Below are 16463 nucleotides of genomic sequence, written 5' to 3' on the forward strand. Positions count from 1 at the left end.
GAGATCAAAATGATCAAAAGTTTTCCAGTTATTCAAGCCGACACGGGTGTTACCCGTCAGGTGCTTTCTGACAGTCCTGAATTGATGATTGTTGCCTTTACGTTTGATGAAGGCGGCGAAGGAAAGCTGCATAACCACCCGCATGTGCAATCCACCTATGTCGAAAGCGGCGAGTTCATGTTTTCCGTTGATGGGGTCGAGACCAAGGTTGGCCCCGGCGACAGCTTTGTGATCCCAACACAGGCGGTTCACGGTTGTCACTGCCTCTCTGCGGGCCGTCTGATCGATGCGTTCACCCCACGCCGCGACGATTTTCTCTAATTTAGGACGGTCCCCATGCTCAAAACTGAAACACGTTATGCAATTGACCCGGTCGCGGCCAAAAGCTTTGATACCGAAGCGCTCCGCAATCATTTTCGCGTCGGCGATCTGTTCGCCGATGATGAAATTCGCATGATCTATACCCATTATGACCGCTTAATCGTCGGCTCTGCCGTGCCAACCAATGGCCCTCTCACGCTGACTGCGATGGCTGAAACAGGCACTAAAGCGTTTCTTGAACGGCGTGAAATGGGTGTTTTGAACATCGGTGCGGCGGGTGATGTCACCGTTGACGGGGAAACCCATACCCTTGAAAGAGGCGAAATTCTTTACATCGGCATGGGCAGCGGTGCGGTGACATTTTCAGGCGCTGGGCGTTTTTATATCTTGTCCGCACCCGCGCATCACAGCTACCCGACCACACATATCAAAGAATCAGACGCCCGCCGGATCGAATTGGGATCGCCCGAGCAGGCAAATGAACGCGTGATTATTCAACTGCTGCACCCTGACGTTTGTAAAAGCTGCCAGCTCTTGATGGGCTACACAAAGTTTAAACAAGGCTCTGTCTGGAACACAATGCCAACCCACGTGCATGACCGCCGGATGGAAGCCTATCTTTATTTCGACGTCGACGCTGACCAGCGCGTATTTCACATCATGGGCGAGCCCACTGAAACCCGCCACATGGTAATTGCCAATGAAGAGGCGATTATTTCGCCGCCGTGGTCTGTCCATTGCGGTGTTGGCACCGGGTCGTATTCTTTCTGCTGGGCGATGGCGGGCGACAACGTTGATTTCACTGACATGGATATGGTCGCAATGGGGGATTTGCGGTGAACCCGTTTGATCTGACAGGCAAACGCGCACTTGTGACAGGTGCCAATACTGGCATTGGACAAGCGATTGCCATTGCCTTGAGTAACGCTGGCGCCGAAGTGATCTGCGCGGGCAGGTCCGGCATGGATGAAACTTTAGCGCAGGTCCCAAACGGAATGGCGTTGCAGCTTGATTTCGCAGATCCGATGGCCGCCCGGGATGTATTCACTGATCAACATATCGATATCTTAGTGAATAACGCTGGCATCATCCGCCGCAATGATAGTGTCGATTTTTCCGAAGCGGATTGGGATGACGTCATGGATGTGAACCTGAAGGCTGTGTTTTTCACCTGTCAGGCCTTTGCCAAAGCAGCACTTGCACGCGGAACCGGCGGTAAGATCGTCAACATTGCGTCATTGCTGTCATTCCAAGGGGGCATTCGTGTGCCGTCATATACGGCGTCCAAACATGGCGTTGCGGGTCTAACAAAGCTGATGGCGAACGAATGGGCTGCCAAAGGGATCAATGTGAACGCATTGGCCCCCGGCTATATCGCGACCAATAATACCGCCGCGCTGCGCGCCGACAACGACCGCAACAAAGCGATCCTCGACCGCATACCGGCAGGGCAATGGGGCGATCCATCTGACATGGGGGGTGCTGCCGTGTTCCTAGCTTCTTCCGCTGCGAATTATGTGCACGGAGCTATTCTTAATGTCGATGGAGGCTGGCTTGCCCGCTAATCCGATCCTTAGAAGATCAAACGCCCCGCGGCCCAAGGTTGGCATTGTCCATCTTGGGCCGGGTGCGTTTTTTCGCGCCTTTAGCGCGCCATTCACATCAGAGGCGGTTGCGCAATCGGGTGGTGATTGGGGTATCCTGACGGTCAGCCTGCGCAGCCCCGGCATCCGCGACAAGCTAAAGCCGCAGGATTGCGCCTATACTTCGGTGACGCTCGCGCCGGATGGGGCAGAATATGCAGTGATCGAAGTGATCGACGACATTCTGGTTGCCCCTGAAAACCCACCTGCTGTATTGGACGCGATGGCGGACCCGGCGATGAAAATCCTCTCGCTAACAATCACCGAAAAGGGCTATTGCTCTAACCCTGCTACTGGCGGCCTGCTACTAGATCACCCCGATATTGCGCATGATTTGGCGCACCCGAGCACCCCGAAATCCGCAATTGGCTATATCGTGCATGCGTTGAACCTGCGCCGTTTGGCGGGCGCTGCCCCGTTCACAGTGATGTCTTGCGACAATCTTCCCAATAACGGCCCGCTGACCCGCGCAGTTGTACTTGATTTTGCGCGCGCGTTTGACGTTGATCTTGCCGATTGGGTCGCCACAAATTGCCGTTTCCCGGCCACCATGGTTGACCGTATTACCCCCGCAACGACCCAAGCCGACGTTGATGCGTTGGCGGCGGCCCAAGGGTACGTGGACAACGCCTGCGTGATGCATGAACCGTTTCGCCAATGGGTGATCACAGACGATTTTGTCGATGGTGAACGCCCTGATTGGGGGGCGGTCGGTGCGCAGTTGGTCAGCGACGTTGAAGCGTTTGAGTTGATGAAGCTGCGCTGCCTGAATGGCACACATTCCGCTCTGGCCTATTTGGGGTATCTCGCGGGGTACGAAACGATTTCAAAAACCGTGGCCGACCCTGCCTTTGCGCGTTTTATCAAGACCCTCTGGGCGGATGAAATCATTCCAACCTTACCCCAGCTCGAGGGCGAAGACCTAACCGCGTATGCGCACAGCCTTCTGACCCGCTATCAAAATCCCGCCATTCGCCACAAAACGTGGCAGATCGCAATGGATGGCTCGCAAAAACTACCGCAACGGTTGCTTGGCACCATTGCGGATAATTTGGAAGCTGGGCGTGATATTGCTGGGCTATCTTTGGCGGTTGCCGGGTGGATGCGTTATGTCGGGGGCGTCGACGAAAAGGGCGCGCCGATTGACGTCAAAGACCCGCTGGCCGCCCAATTGCGCGCCGCCTATGACAGTCATGACACCCCTGAAACTAAGGTCGCGGCACTTTTGGCGATCGGTGATGTTTTCCCGGCTGATCTGGCCAAAAATGCGACCTTCCGTGCGGCAGTGACAGGCGCATTCACACAGCTTTGCGCAAATGGTGCACGCGTAACCGTCCAAGGAATGACCTGATGCAAGAAACGTGGCGCTGGTACGGGGCACTCGATAAAATCACACTGTCTGATGTGGCTCAAACAGGGGCCTCTGGCATTGTGAATGCCTTGCACGAAATCCCTTATGGAGAGGTCTGGGAACCCGAGGCAATCAACGCGCGCGCAGACGATATTCGCTCTGCCGGATTTGATTGGTCTGTTGTTGAAAGCCTGCCCATTCACGAACGGATCAAACGTGGCGACGGTGATCTGAAGCAGCTTTTCGCGAATTACCGACAATCCATGGCCAATCTGGCCGCCGCTGGAGTGCAGGTTATTTGCTATAACTTCATGCCGCTTTTGGACTGGACGCGCACCGATCTAGCGGCACCAGTCGCGCGCGGCGGGACATGTCTGCGGTTTGAAACCTACCGTATGGCCGCGTTTGAAATTCATATGTTGGGCCGCACCGCTGCCGAAGACGATTATCCAGAAGACGAACGCAAACGTGCCGCCATATGGTTCCAACAATCGACGCAAGCCGACCGCGATGCGTTGTTACACGCAATCATGTCAGGGCTTCCCGGTGCCTATGACCGTTATGATGTCGATGGGTTGAAACAAGCGCTGACGCTGTATGAGAGGCTTGATCGTGCGGCATTGCGGGCGAATTACAAACGGTTCCTTGACGAAGTAATTCCCACCGCCGAAGAACTGGGCATGCGGTTTTGCGTACACCCCGATGATCCGCCCCGCGATATTTTGGGTCTGCCGCGTATTGTATCTAATGCGGATGATATTGATTGGATCATGTCCTCGGTGGACAGCAATGCCAATGGTCTGACGCTTTGTTCGGGATCGTTAGGCGCGAACCCGACCAACGATGTGCCTGCAATTGCGGCGGCCCACGCAGACCGCATCCACTTTGCGCACTTGCGTAACGTGCGCAAAGACCCCGACGGCGCATTTGAAGAGGCCGCGCATTTGGCAGGCGACACCGATATGGTCGCGCTGATCAAAGTGCTGCTTGACGAAGAAGGCCACCGCCGCGAAACGGGCCGTGCGGATCACAGCATCCCATTTCGCCCCGATCATGGGCATGAGTTGTTGACCGATATTGGGCAAGGCACCTTTCCCGGCTACCCGATGATCGGGCGTTTGCGTGGGCTGGCGGAACTGCGCGGCGTCATCTCGGCGCTGTCGCATGGTGTTTAGCTGCGAGCAGCGCTAAAAGGACCTGACTGTGGGCAAAATCGCCCGCGCCCTGAATGAATATGAGGTCCCAGGTGACAGCTACCAGTTCATCCGGCGCAGAATTGCGCGGTGCAAAAATTGCGATTGTTGGCGTGGGTAAAATCGCCGTTGATCAGCATATTCCGGCCATCGCTGGTCTTGAGGCCTTTGAACTTGCGGCGACAGCCAGCCGTGCGGGCGGCGTTGACGGCATTGAAAACTATTCCGATATCACGGGGCTTTTGGCGGCCCATCCCGATATTCCCGCCCTGTCACTGTGTATTCCACCGGTTCCGCGTTACGACATCGCAGTAAAATCGTTGATGGCGGGCAAGCATACGATGCTGGAAAAGCCGCCGGGTGCCACCGTGAGCGAAGTGCGCAAGCTAGAAAAGCTTGCGCAGGCCAAAGGCGTCACATTGTTTGCTACATGGCATTCGCGCTATGCAGACGGGGTTGCTGCCGCACGCGCATGGTTGTCCGACCGCAAGATCACATCGGTGCAGATTGATTGGAAAGAAGACGTCCGCCGCTGGCATCCAGGCCAAGAATGGATATGGCAGCCCGGCGGTTTGGGTGTGTTTGACCCGGGAATTAATGCGCTTTCGATCATGACTGAAATATTGCCTAATCCGGTGCACCTGACCGCGGCTGAGCTGTTTTTTCCAAAAAACCGCAGCACGCCAATTGCCGCAAACCTAAAATTCGCAGGCCCCGCTGGAATGGCGGTCACAGCTGATTTTGATTGGCGCCAAGAAGGTGAGCAATCGTGGAATATCACGGTTGAAACCACCGAAGGTCTGCTGCGGCTCACCGATGGTGGGGCTAAACTATCAATCAATGGTGTGGATCAAACCTTGCCGGGTGTGGGTGAATACCCCGGCCTATATCACCGCTTTGCGGAACTGATTGAAACCGGAAAGTCTGATGTCGATATCAGCCCGCTGTTGCACGTCGCAGACGCATTCATGCTTGGCGATCGCAAGACAGTTGATGCTTTTCAAGACTAACCAAAGCCATATAGTCTTGATCCGACAGGTGCAAAACCCGAATAAATCTGTTGCCTACATGTACTAACGGCTCTTACAGTCATTTGGTAGACTCAATTTATTTTACGTATCACATTGGATTTGGAAATCAGCATGAATACATCACGCCTTGCCGCTTTCGCGGCGTTCTTATGCATGGCCGCAACCACAGCCGCCGCACAAGCGCCATGTCATTTGACAACACCAGACCGTCTTGCGGGTTTTTCTTCTTTGGACGCAATGATTTTTGTGGACCTTCCTGACCCAATTGCAACCCGCGCAACATCCACCGTCGAAAGCAGTTTTGTGGACCAAGTTATCAGCGAGGAAATTTCCGCATTTTCGAAAACTTGGTGCGAAATCGGCCTGCAAACTATGGTCGTCGATTTTGAAGTACCGGTCGAAGACGACGCCGTAAAAAGCATTCTGACACGTGCCGTTTATATTTGGGATACACAAATGGACCCAGTCGGTTGGCGTCTTGATGCTATTGGTGAGCGGCAGCTTTGTGCACGCGGCAACGACCCTTTTGCAGAAATTTGTCCTTAAGAAAACATAACACGGGAACCATTTTTATGATTATGCAACATTTCTTCCACGCGTCACGTAGCGCGTTTTCAATTCTATTTTTGGCAACACCAACGTTCGCCCAAGACGTTTTAGCCCAACCCTTGATGTCGGAGCCTTATGCGGCTGAAAACGCCCAAACCGCGATGGATGAAATCAAGCTGCGCTGGGACGCAGCACAACAAGAACAACAGGACAGATTTGCGGCATTTTCGGGCGACTATAATGATTTTGTGAGGTCCGACCCGATCCTACAAAATGTAACTTGGCCCTATGAGGCCTGTACGGATCTGATCAGTTTGATCCCGCCCCCATTAGATGGTTGGGGGGTGCGCAGTGACGCCCCGTTTACCCAAAACCCCATCGAGGATAAGCGTGCCGAATTTGGTCTCGTGACTTTTGACGCGGATGTTCCGACAAATGACCCTGCGTTTTTTGGCAGCGAAGACAGTGTGTCTATCTCGCTCAGCGCATCTGTAGATAATGTGGTTCTGTGGAACATGATGTACGGCGAACCCACGATGCGCGAGTCCATGTATGTGCCCGGTCCCTATAACTATCCGGTCAGCAACATGGATGGGAGCGTCCTGTTTGGCGACGTTTTGGTGCGGATCTCTGCGACGGACGAAACCAACGCACAACTGTATCTTGAGACGATGATTGGCTGCGCGATTGCGGGTGGGATGATCGCAGAAGGGATCGATGTCACAACACTGCGCGACCAGCCTTAGCAGCGGGGTTAGCCTAAGTGTACTGTCGTTTAGGCCGTAGCGAGCATTTGCTTCAATTGTGTTGCGGCCTGCATTTCCAGCGGGCAGTCGCCCGGTAGCACCAAATCAAATAGGGGCGCAATCACTTGGCTAACTTCACCATTGCGCCCAGCACTGTGATAAAGTTTGGCCAGATCGATTGCTGCGCGAATTTCCCAAAGCGTACCGCCACCGAGCTGCGCCAAGCTAATCGCCGCTTTAAGGTGATCTTCTGCGCGGCCCATATCGTGCTCTGCAATCGCAAAGCCTGCGCGCAAGCGGTGTAAATCGGGCAACCAGCTTTTCTCTCCGGTTTCGTTCATCATGTTTTCGGCGTCATCCGCGAGCGCTTTAGCATCCTTCACGAGGCCAAGCGCCAGCGCACGGCGCGCGGCGACCACACGATTACCCGGGACAAGTAGGCGAATGCCGACATCGAGCATTTTTGCTTCGGTTATGCGGAAAGCATCAAGCCCTAAAGCGTCTCCGTCGGCCATCCGAAGCAAAGCATATGTCGCCTCGGCCCACAGATGCGAGGACGCGACGTTGTGCTCATTAATCAGCGGTCGCAAGATGCTTAAGTGACGCCTTTCGGCGGTGACATCATTCGCCACATGGGCGCAAATTACAAAAAGGCCAAGCATCGCACAGGTCGTGTTCGTATGCCCGATGATCCGTGCGCGATCTTCTGCATTCTTCCGATAGATGTTGGCACGTTGGGTTTGGCCGCGAAACGTCGCCCCAAGTGATTGATAGATTTGCAGCCCAACAATCGGGTCATGACCAAAACGGGCCGCAAGGTTTTCGCTCGCGACTTGTTCGCTCAGTGCTTCGGCCTCGTCGAGATAAGGTTGGGACTCAATAAAGCGTCCCATCTTAAGGCGCCCAATTGCGGCTAACCTTTTCGCGACCAGAAGTTGCGCGGTGTCCCCGGATACTTCGGCCAATCCCTTAAGCTCATCCGCACGGGCAATGCTCGTTTCAAGTCGGCCTCGGAAATAGCTGCTCATCAGAAGGCCATAGATAATATCTCCACGCAGGGGTGTTTCGCCAACTTTGTCGGCCATATCCAATGCTTCTTCGAGTGTTGCGACGGCCTCGTCTGACCAGAGGCCTTTGCCAGGAGAAAGCGCCACAAACAACTGCACTTTAAGCGCAATCGCGGTTGCCAAAGCTGCCTTATCGTCGGTCGCGACCTTAGGCGCATTCAACGCGATCGCGCGGCGTAGGTGTGTCTCGCCTTCTTTATAGGCTGGGCGCGAAATGGCGGCCTTCCCCGCCGCCTGCCAGAGCGTGATGGCGCGATCAGTGAGCCGCGCAGCTTCTGCGTGGGTCGCTAAAAGCTCGGGGGCGGTGTCTGGTTCTGCCTCGAGTGCCGCAAGAATACGTTTATGAAACACAGTTCGGCGTTCTTTGACCAGACTTTCATAGGCTGCGTCGCGCACCAACGCGTGTTTGAATATATATTGCACCTGCGGGGCGACCCCGTGTTGATGGATCAGCTCGGCGGCAACCAACTGGTCGAACGCGTCGTCTAATTCAACCTCAGGAATTTCGCAGATTTTGGTCATCAATTGATGGCTGAACACGCGCCCGACGCAGGCGGCGATTTGCGCAATTTCTTTGATTGGAGCCAGACGATCAAGCCGCGCCATCAAACTGTCTTGGAGCGTCGCAGGTATAGCAAAATCGCCAAGTGAATCGTTGACCAGATAGCCACTTTCACCTTCCGTGAGCGCCCCGGATTCAAGAATGGTCTTTGTAAGTTCTTCAATAAACAAGGGCACGCCATCAGTGCGGCGCACGATGATATTCATGATCTTTTCTGGCAGGGGTTTCTCGCCAGTTAGCTTAGCAACAATTGCGTAGGTCATTCCCTTGGTCAGGCGGTTAAGCTGTAGACGCGTGATATTGGGAACGGGACCAAAATCATGATCGAACGGGGGGCGGGCGGTAGCCAGGATCAGAATGCGTTGGCCCGGCAGCGCTGCAAGAATAAAATCCAACAGCTCTAGCGATGTTGGATCAATCCAATGCAAGTCTTCAAAAACCAGTAGCACCGGCTTTCTTCGGGCCATACGCAGCAGTATTTCGACCAAAGCCTGCATCATGTGGGCACGTTGCTGCGCCGGTGTTCCGTCGGTTTTGCCATAGCGCGTGCTTCCGTCGAGCCCAAGAAGAAGCGCTATCACCCCATGGATCGCCGGCGACCCGTTAAAGAGCGCTTCGATCTTATCGAGCCGATCTTCGGTGGTGTCCTCTGTTGTGAACCGCGCTGCGTCGCTAAGCTGTTGAACAAATGGATAAAATGCACTTTCTGTGTGATACGGAGAGCATTGATATATCAGCCGCGTGTGATCATCTGCTAGGCTCGCGTCCATAACAGCTTGGACGGTACGTGATTTGCCGATACCAGCCTCACCGCTCAACAGGATCATTTGGCCCTGTCCAGTCTGCGCCTGTGCCCAGCGGTTCAAGACGGTTTCAATCTCGTTTTCGCGCCCCACAATTGGGATCAGCGATCCGGTTCTGCGCGCTTCAAACCTACTTTTCGCGCTGGTTTCGCCGTCCACCACAAACGCCTCAATCGGGCGACCAATTCCCTTCAGGTCATGTGCGCCAAGCGACGTAATTTTGAAAGTTGCGCCCAAAAGCGGCAGCATTTCACCAGGTATCACCAGCTGATTGGGTTCCGCCACTGATTGCAATCGCGCTGCCAAATTGGGGGTTTCTCCGATCGCTGCAGCCTCTTGCCGAGCGCCGCCGCCGGTTAGGTCGCCCACAACAACGACCCCGGACGCAATGCCTACCCGCGACGCAAGCGCCGCACCATCCGGGGTGGTGATTTGTTGAGTTGCCTCAATAACCGCCAAACCCGCGCGCACTGCCCTGTCTGTGTCGTCTTCGTTTGCATGGGGCCAGCCGAAATAGCACAGCATTCCATCCCCCAAAAGAGTGGCAACAAACCCAGCATATGCGTCGACGACGCTCGCAACGGCTTGCTGATACTGCGTGATGACCTCGCGCATATCTTCGGCGTCCAACCGCATGACCATTTCAGTCGACCCAACAAGATCAACGAACATAACGGTCAGATGCCTCCGCTCAGCGGTAGCGGCAAGCGGCATTTTGGCGTCTTCGCGTAATATATCAGGTTGACTAGCCGCGACGGCCCGTGTGATCGCGCCCCAGATTTTCCGGCGAGGACCTAAGGGTAGGCCAAGTTCTTTGAGATCTTCTTCAAGCAGTTCAGGCAAGGTGTCGACATCGATCTCGGCCTCTTCAAAGACCTTTGCATATCTCTGAAGGCCAATGTCAGCCAACCAATTTTCAATGCCTGACACCGCGGTCAATTCCCCAAAGCGCTATTGGTCTTACCCACATAGGCCATTTTCTAAGTTTCTCTCGGTTTCCTAACACATGGAAGACACGCAAACTAGTTTCTGATGGGGCTCGCGGTCAAGAATTGGCGGCACCTTCAAAATGCGAACGATCGTGATGCATTGTTGCGAAATCAACCGCCTTGAGAGTTTGACCAAAACGTTAATTTGTGCAAGGCTTTGCCCAACAAAGTAATTTTTTGGGAACCATTATGACTGATAACAACGATACAAAAAGCCTTGAGATGCGTGTCTCCGATCTGGAAGACAAGTTAGGCTGCGGAAACTTCAGCGAAGCAGAGCTTGCAGCATACCACAAGGTTGCTGCCGCATTGGGAGCATGTATGACATCTGCGAACGCGTGCATGGGGGCGTGTATGCCTGCCGCAGGCGCTTGCATGGGGTCTGGCGCGTGTATGAACACGGCTTGCATGCCTGCCTCTGGCGCATGCATGGGTGCCGGGGCATGTATGACATCAGGAGCGTGCATGCCGGCAGCTGGCGCATGTATGGGATCGGGCGCGTGTATGACCTCTTCTGTAGGTGCATGTATGAACATGGCCTGCATGCCTGCCTCTGGCGCATGCATGGGTGCCGGGGCATGTATGACATCTGCCAACGCTTGTATGGGGGCATGTATGCCTGCCGCTGGCGCGTGTATGGGTGCTTGCATGCCCGCTACAGGTCCCGCTGGCGATAAAAAATCAGACGACGATTAATCTTCATCGCCGTATTGCATCAAACTTGGCCTGCTGATTTCAGCGGGCCAAAATATGTGAGGCGCTGTTCATTCTAGGCCTAAAAGATTTGATACGGGGCAAGAAATAAATGCAGCTTCACAAACCTATGCTGCCAGCGTGTTTTTTGCATTGGACAGACCCGGCACGCACGAGTGATGACGACGTCTTTCGGATAGTGTCGTGGCGGCGTAGCTTGACGCTGAAGGGTAAGTCGTTTCAAGCTTTCGAAGACAGTGTATTACCGCTGCTGACCGGTGCGCACACCGTTGACCAGATATGTGAAAAAGTCGCGCATGTGTTTCAAAAGGATGATGTTGTAGCATCACTCAATATGCTTGCTGCGCAGGGGATTGTGGTGGAAGGCGACGGCCATCAACCGGGCCGTGTACCACAACTTGGTTGGCTTGGCGAAGCCGCCCCCGAAGGCCGCGCCGCCCAGCGCAAATTGACTGATGCGCATGTGGTGATCGTGGGGGCCGGATCACATGGGGCAATAACCGCACGGGCGATGATCGCGGCGGGTATTGGCAAGCTGACAATTGTCGATCCTGCACCTGTTGCCACGGCTGATCTATATTTTTCTGGCATCTACAAGCCCGACGACATTGGCGAAAACCGCGCAGAAACGCTGGCATCGGCGCTGGCACAAAACGATAGCACGACCACGTTGACCGCCATTGGCTCGCGCCCTGCCGATGTCACCGCGATGAAGCAGCACGTGGAGGGCGCGTCGCTGGTGCTATGCTGCGTTGAATCGGGGGAACTGAACCTCGCGCTTCTGCTCAACCTTGCATGCCGTGAATCGCGGGTGCCGTGGATTGCCGCATCTCTTGAAGGCACCGAACTTGTCATCGGACCCGGTTTTTTCCACAGCGCAAACGCGCCTTGCTATATGTGTTGGCGGCTGCGCGAAATTGCAGGGGCAGCGAACCCGCAATCGCGATTTGCCGTTGAACAATATCTTGACCGCCTGCGCACAGACCTGTCTGGGCGGCGCGAAAACCTTGCACCCTCTGCGGATATTGTTGGCGGCATGCTATCCGTCGAAGCTTTGACATGGCTGACCGGGGCCAGTGCCCCGAACCTTGACGGGCGCTTTATCGTGGTTGGTTTGCCCGGCCTGCGGATGGAAAAGCACATGGTTTTGCGCAAGCCCGGCTGCCCCGTTTGCAGTGGTAATCAGGACAGTACGCAATGAATGATCGCGTTGATGCCGCAAAGCTGACCGAGGCACTGGTGAGCCGCCGTTGCGGGATCGTAACCGACCTATCCCCGCAAGCACGTGGCCCCGAAGAACCCAGCCCGCCGCATCTGTGGAACGCGACACTCACAAATTACAATTTTCAGACTGTGCCGCTCGCGATGCGCCTCACCGGGGGCAAAGGGTTGACCGAAGAAGCTGCGAAACTTGCAGCCCTGGGCGAAGCGATGGAACGCTATTCGGCCTTTCACTGGGACCCAGCACGCCTGCATGTCGGGCCAGCGTCGGACACTGCGATTACCCCAGCGGAATCCGTGCTGTATTCTGCCGATCAATACGCTGCCGGGTTGCCCTATCAACCGTGGTCGCGGACAAACCAAACGAGCTGGATCAAGGGAACGGAGCTCCCCCCTGGCGCTGCGGTCGATATGCCCGCTTCGCTGGTTTATTTGGTGGGTCCGCCGCCCAATCCAGCGGATTATTTCACCGCTGTCACGTCAAATGGGTTGGCTGCGGGCCGGGATTTGCCCCACGCGATTTTGGGAGGGCTGAACGAGGTGATCGAGCGCGATGCGTTTATGATCACGTGGTTGAACCGGCTCCCGGCCACCACAATTGCAACACCGCAAAGCGGTTGTAACGCCGCGCAAATCATTCGCCATTATGATCGGTTCGGGGTCAAAGTTAGACTCTTGTCGCTATATACCGATCAAGCCCCCTATGTGATCATGGCTATCGCCGAAGAGCCGACAGGCTACCGTCTGGTCGGGTTAGGCTGTGATCTCGATCCGGCCGGGGCCGTTGATAAAGCAATGTTTGAGCTGTGCCAATTGCGCCCAGGAATGGCCGCGCGGATGCATGGGAACGATTATCAGACCCGGTTAAAATCCTATAAGGATGTGCAAAGCATTGATGACCATCCGCTTTTTCACGCAATCCCTGCAAACGCGGGTGAATTTGATTTTCTGACGCAAACGGGCGCAACCGTAACGTTAGACGACATGCCACGACCATCATACGCGACAAACCAAGAGGCGCTTACGTTAACAGTAGACGCCGCCGTGAAAACAGGCGCACGTGTGGCCTATGCCGATATTACGGCGCCCGATATTGCGCCGCTTGGGCCACGGGTTGTGCGGGTGATCGCGACAGGGATGCAGCCGATCCACTTTGGACACGACCAAGGCCGGTTTGGCGGCGCGCGTCTGTACGATGCGCCAGTGACTTGGGGTTTGCGGGACACCCCGCTGACCAAAGCCGGGCTTAACCCATGCCCGCATCCATTGGCCTAGCATATGAGCAGTGACGTCAACGATACCACCGGTCTTTCGCGCCTGTTTCACCTGAATTCAGAACCGTGGGTTAATGAAAATCAGCGACCCAACGCGCCGTTTTCGCAAGAGACCAAAAACGACCCCCAGACTGCGCGCATTGCCTTGCCGGATACAGCTGCTGGTACCATTGATCAGCTTGCCGCCGCACGCAGATCAACACGCACCTTTGCTGATACGCCGCTTGCCTTGCACGATTTCGCGGCATTGCTGCGCGCCGGGTATAAAACGCTTGGGCCCGATAAAATGGAGGGTGGCATGCAAGCCCTGCGGCGTCCGGTGCCATCGGCGGGCGGGTTGTATCCGCTAGAGATTTATGCGCTGGTTCGAAACGTCGATGGGCTTGCCAAGGGGATTTACCACTACGACAGCAAGGCCGACGATCTTGAGATCATGCACGAGGGACCATGGGAAAATCAGGCGTGTAAGGCGTTCTTGACGTGGTCATTTGTCGCCCAAGCACCAGTTGTTTTGTGCATTGGGGCCGTTTTCGCGCGGACGCAGCGCAAATACGGGCCACGCGGGTATCGCTATATCCTGATCGAAGCGGGGCACGTCACCCAAAACCTGTGTTTAGCCGCGACAGATATGGCGCTATCAAGCCTCTGCTTAGGCGGATATTCCGATAGCGTGCTGAATGATCTCATTGGTTTGGACGGCCAGAAAGAGGCGATCATCTACGCGGTCGGACTCGGGGCCGCAGCGCATAGCGATTAGCTACATTTCTCTAAAATACACTGTCGCAGGTTTGCAACGATTGCCAATTTGCACGCCTTCTCCCTCTTGTGGGTAAACCCGCATTAATGGAATGGGAACCTAGACCAAGGCAGCTATGCATTCGCTCAGCCCCCTAATTTACCACCTAGGGGAATGAGTAATGAAACACCTAAGATTAACGACCTGTATTTTACTTGGCATGGGGCCTGCCAGCCTTTCTGCGCAAGATACAACAGCAAATTCGTCTGACGCGCCATTTATGCTGGGCCGCATTTTGCTATCTACGGCATTAAACCCAGAAGCAGAGGACGGTGTATCCGTCACCAGCGAGGGTCTTGCACTCGCGAATCCAGCCGATCTATCAGAACTTTTTGTGGCAGAACCAACGCTGGCTGTCGGTAGTTCTATTCCGATGTCACAAAAACTGTATGTCAACGGCATCGAAGAAAACAACCTCGCGATTTCGATTGATGGCGCGCGCCAAAACAACCGTGTGTTCCACCACAACACAACGACCCTGATTGATCCGTCTCTGCTACAAGCAGTCAGCATTGATCCCGGCGTAGCCCCCGCAGATGCAGGCCCTGGCGCGCTTGCTGGTGCGCTCGACTATGAAACACGTGATGTTGCGGATCTATTGGATGCAGGCGACAATTTTGGCGGTGCATACAAACTTGAATATGCATCTAACGGTGACATCCTTACCAACAGCCTGACGCTACTTGGCCGCGAAGGCGGACTCGAAGTGCTTGCGTTCGCACGCTACGCGACGGGTGACAATCGTTTCGATGGTAACGGCGACGAGATCGTGGGTTCCAGCACGGAACTGCTGAGCCTGTTAGGTAAGGTCGCATATGAAAGCGAAGAAGGTCACCGTTTTGAATTCTCGATGGAGGATATCGGCGATGACGCCGCGCGGCCCTACCGTGCAAATATTGGCACAATCATCGGTGGACGACCTGTGCCAGAAACGCGGACCTATGATCTGACGCGCACAAACTATAGCCTTGAATACACGAACACCCGCGCGACAGGGCTTTGGGATCCTTACATTCGCTTGTCATACAGTGGCACGGAACTGATCAATGACGAATATGACCTGTCTACAGAACAATACGCATATGGTGAAACCACGAGCCTGAACGGTGAGATTTCAAATAAATTCGTTCTGACAAATGGCGACGTGAACGTCGGCATCGACTTCTTTAGTGATGAGGCGTCATACGAATTCCTCTACGCGCTCTACCCATCTTACGATGACGTTGGGCAAGAAGAACTGGTGAATGTTGGGCTGTTTGCACAGCTTCGCCTTGAGCCGACAGAACGGATGCGCCTGTCAGCTGGGTTTCGTGCCGATTTTCAAGACTTCACTGGTATTGATGGATCAACCCAATCGACCGAAGGCCTTTCTTTCAATGCCTCGGGCGAGGTTGATCTGAACGACCGTCTGACCATTGGCGCGGGGTATTCACAGGTTTGGGGCGGAATCGCGCTCGCTGAAAACTACATCATGAACTCGGCATGGGACTATTCAACCGACGACATCGAAGATGTCACTTCTGAAAACCTATATGTTGCTGCGACTTACGCAACTGGCAGATGGGTCATCGACGGTAAAGTATTCTCAACAGATATCGATAATTCACGCGCAGCTTCTTGGGGCGGCGGCCCTGCATTGACGGCAGATGTTTCATCGACTGGCTATGAAATTGGGTTCTCAACAAATTGGGATAGCGGTTTCTTCCGGATCGGATACGCAAATATCGAGACAGAAGTGAATGACGCGGCCGCAGATTCCTACACCGGGAACTACCTGACAATTCCGATGGGCGAGATCATCTCCTTGCAGACAGCACATGAATTCGCAAATGGCGTTGTATTTGGTGGGGATGCCGAAATCGCGCTTGACTATAGCGGTGCTGCTTCGGGCGTAACGATTGCTGGATATACGGTTGTAAACACATTCGTTGAATACGAACCGGAAAGTATCGAAGGGCTCAGCCTGCGTGCGGAGATCAACAACCTGTTTGATGAGCAATATGTTGCGCGGGCAACGTACGGGCAGGATTTCGATACTGTCGAGCCGCTCTATGAAACAGGCCAATCCCTAAGATTTTCTGCAGAACTGACGTTCTAAACCAAACGAACGCCCTTTTTGCACCATAATGGTACGAGAAGGGCACAACTCGCGCCGGAAATACATTGAAAACCTAGCTTTTGCAGGTACGTTCTTAGCGTGGAT

At 54.6% G+C, this 16463-nt stretch carries 14 protein-coding genes; 13 read left to right on the plus strand and 1 reads right to left on the minus strand.

Annotation, left to right across the window (positions count from 1 at the left end):
• Positions 1 to 9 precede the first annotated feature (9 nt).
• The 8 genes from DS901_RS17210 (at position 10) to DS901_RS17245 (ending at position 6834) form a co-directional block, all read left to right on the plus strand.
• On the plus strand, positions 10 to 321 hold the full coding sequence (locus DS901_RS17210; protein ID WP_113778166.1) for a cupin domain-containing protein: 312 nt from the start codon (positions 10 to 12) through the stop codon (positions 319 to 321).
• Between the two features lie 15 nt (positions 322 to 336).
• Complete coding sequence (gene kduI / locus DS901_RS17215) at positions 337 to 1161, plus strand: 5-dehydro-4-deoxy-D-glucuronate isomerase (RefSeq protein ID WP_113778167.1); 825 nt, start codon at positions 337 to 339, stop codon at positions 1159 to 1161.
• Positions 1158 to 1886 (plus strand): 2-dehydro-3-deoxy-D-gluconate 5-dehydrogenase KduD, encoded by a 729-nt coding sequence (gene kduD / locus DS901_RS17220; protein ID WP_113778168.1) that lies wholly within the window; start codon positions 1158 to 1160, stop codon positions 1884 to 1886. The genes kduI and kduD overlap by 4 nt, the downstream gene beginning before the upstream one ends.
• The gene (locus DS901_RS17225) at positions 1864 to 3315 is read left to right on the plus strand and encodes a mannitol dehydrogenase family protein (RefSeq protein ID WP_113778169.1); all 1452 of its coding nucleotides are present in this window, start codon (positions 1864 to 1866) and stop codon (positions 3313 to 3315) included. The genes kduD and DS901_RS17225 overlap by 23 nt, the downstream gene beginning before the upstream one ends.
• Positions 3315 to 4490 (plus strand): mannonate dehydratase, encoded by a 1176-nt coding sequence (uxuA, locus tag DS901_RS17230; RefSeq protein ID WP_113778170.1) that lies wholly within the window; start codon positions 3315 to 3317, stop codon positions 4488 to 4490. Before DS901_RS17225 ends, uxuA begins: the two co-directional genes overlap by 1 nt.
• Positions 4491 to 4561: 71 nt before the next feature.
• Positions 4562 to 5518, plus strand: a complete 957-nt coding sequence (locus DS901_RS17235) for a Gfo/Idh/MocA family protein (RefSeq protein WP_258546779.1) — start codon at positions 4562 to 4564, stop codon at positions 5516 to 5518.
• A 132-nt stretch (positions 5519 to 5650) separates the two neighbouring features.
• Positions 5651 to 6085: a hypothetical protein gene (locus DS901_RS17240; protein WP_147249962.1), complete on the plus strand. Its 435-nt coding sequence runs from the start codon at positions 5651 to 5653 to the stop codon at positions 6083 to 6085.
• 26 nt (positions 6086 to 6111) lie between these two features.
• Positions 6112 to 6834: a hypothetical protein gene (locus DS901_RS17245; RefSeq protein WP_113778172.1), complete on the plus strand. Its 723-nt coding sequence runs from the start codon at positions 6112 to 6114 to the stop codon at positions 6832 to 6834.
• A 29-nt stretch (positions 6835 to 6863) separates the two neighbouring features.
• On the opposite strand, the gene DS901_RS17250 is transcribed toward DS901_RS17245, so the two are convergent.
• Complete coding sequence (locus DS901_RS17250) at positions 6864 to 10196, minus strand: ATP-binding protein (protein WP_258546780.1); 3333 nt, start codon at positions 10194 to 10196, stop codon at positions 6864 to 6866.
• Between the two features lie 248 nt (positions 10197 to 10444).
• On the opposite strand from DS901_RS17250, the gene DS901_RS18610 reads away from it, so the two are divergent.
• The 5 genes from DS901_RS18610 to DS901_RS17275 all read left to right on the plus strand — a co-directional run bounded on the left by DS901_RS18610 (position 10445) and on the right by DS901_RS17275 (position 16358).
• A complete protein-coding gene (locus DS901_RS18610; RefSeq protein WP_147249963.1) occupies positions 10445 to 10951 on the plus strand; it encodes a hypothetical protein in 507 nt (168 codons plus the stop codon).
• A gap of 109 nt (positions 10952 to 11060) precedes the next feature.
• A complete protein-coding gene (locus tag DS901_RS17260) occupies positions 11061 to 12170 on the plus strand; it encodes a TOMM precursor leader peptide-binding protein (protein WP_113778175.1) in 1110 nt (369 codons plus the stop codon).
• The gene (locus tag DS901_RS17265; protein ID WP_113778176.1) at positions 12167 to 13465 is read left to right on the plus strand and encodes a YcaO-like family protein; all 1299 of its coding nucleotides are present in this window, start codon (positions 12167 to 12169) and stop codon (positions 13463 to 13465) included. Before DS901_RS17260 ends, DS901_RS17265 begins: the two co-directional genes overlap by 4 nt.
• 3 nt (positions 13466 to 13468) lie before the next feature.
• The gene (locus DS901_RS17270; RefSeq protein ID WP_113778177.1) at positions 13469 to 14221 is read left to right on the plus strand and encodes a SagB/ThcOx family dehydrogenase; all 753 of its coding nucleotides are present in this window, start codon (positions 13469 to 13471) and stop codon (positions 14219 to 14221) included.
• 160 nt (positions 14222 to 14381) lie between these two features.
• On the plus strand, positions 14382 to 16358 hold the full coding sequence (locus DS901_RS17275) for a TonB-dependent receptor plug domain-containing protein (protein ID WP_113778178.1): 1977 nt from the start codon (positions 14382 to 14384) through the stop codon (positions 16356 to 16358).
• The last annotated feature ends 105 nt before the right edge of the window (positions 16359 to 16463 follow it).

The organism is Loktanella sp. D2R18, from assembly GCF_003318235.1.
Taxonomy (GTDB): Bacteria; Pseudomonadota; Alphaproteobacteria; order Rhodobacterales; family Rhodobacteraceae; genus Yoonia.

Coding starts and splice junctions, on each gene's coding strand:
- DS901_RS17210 (WP_113778166.1), top strand. CDS start 10: ATGATCAAAAGTTTTCCAGTTATTCAAGCCGACACGGGTGTTACCCGT.
- kduI (WP_113778167.1), top strand. CDS start 337: ATGCTCAAAACTGAAACACGTTATGCAATTGACCCGGTCGCGGCCAAA.
- DS901_RS17225 (WP_113778169.1), top strand. CDS start 1,864: ATGGAGGCTGGCTTGCCCGCTAATCCGATCCTTAGAAGATCAAACGCC.
- uxuA (WP_113778170.1), top strand. CDS start 3,315: ATGCAAGAAACGTGGCGCTGGTACGGGGCACTCGATAAAATCACACTG.
- DS901_RS17240 (WP_147249962.1), top strand. CDS start 5,651: ATGAATACATCACGCCTTGCCGCTTTCGCGGCGTTCTTATGCATGGCC.
- DS901_RS17245 (WP_113778172.1), top strand. CDS start 6,112: ATGATTATGCAACATTTCTTCCACGCGTCACGTAGCGCGTTTTCAATT.
- DS901_RS18610 (WP_147249963.1), top strand. CDS start 10,445: ATGACTGATAACAACGATACAAAAAGCCTTGAGATGCGTGTCTCCGAT.
- DS901_RS17260 (WP_113778175.1), top strand. CDS start 11,061: ATGCAGCTTCACAAACCTATGCTGCCAGCGTGTTTTTTGCATTGGACA.
- DS901_RS17265 (WP_113778176.1), top strand. CDS start 12,167: ATGAATGATCGCGTTGATGCCGCAAAGCTGACCGAGGCACTGGTGAGC.
- DS901_RS17270 (WP_113778177.1), top strand. CDS start 13,469: ATGAGCAGTGACGTCAACGATACCACCGGTCTTTCGCGCCTGTTTCAC.
- DS901_RS17275 (WP_113778178.1), top strand. CDS start 14,382: ATGAAACACCTAAGATTAACGACCTGTATTTTACTTGGCATGGGGCCT.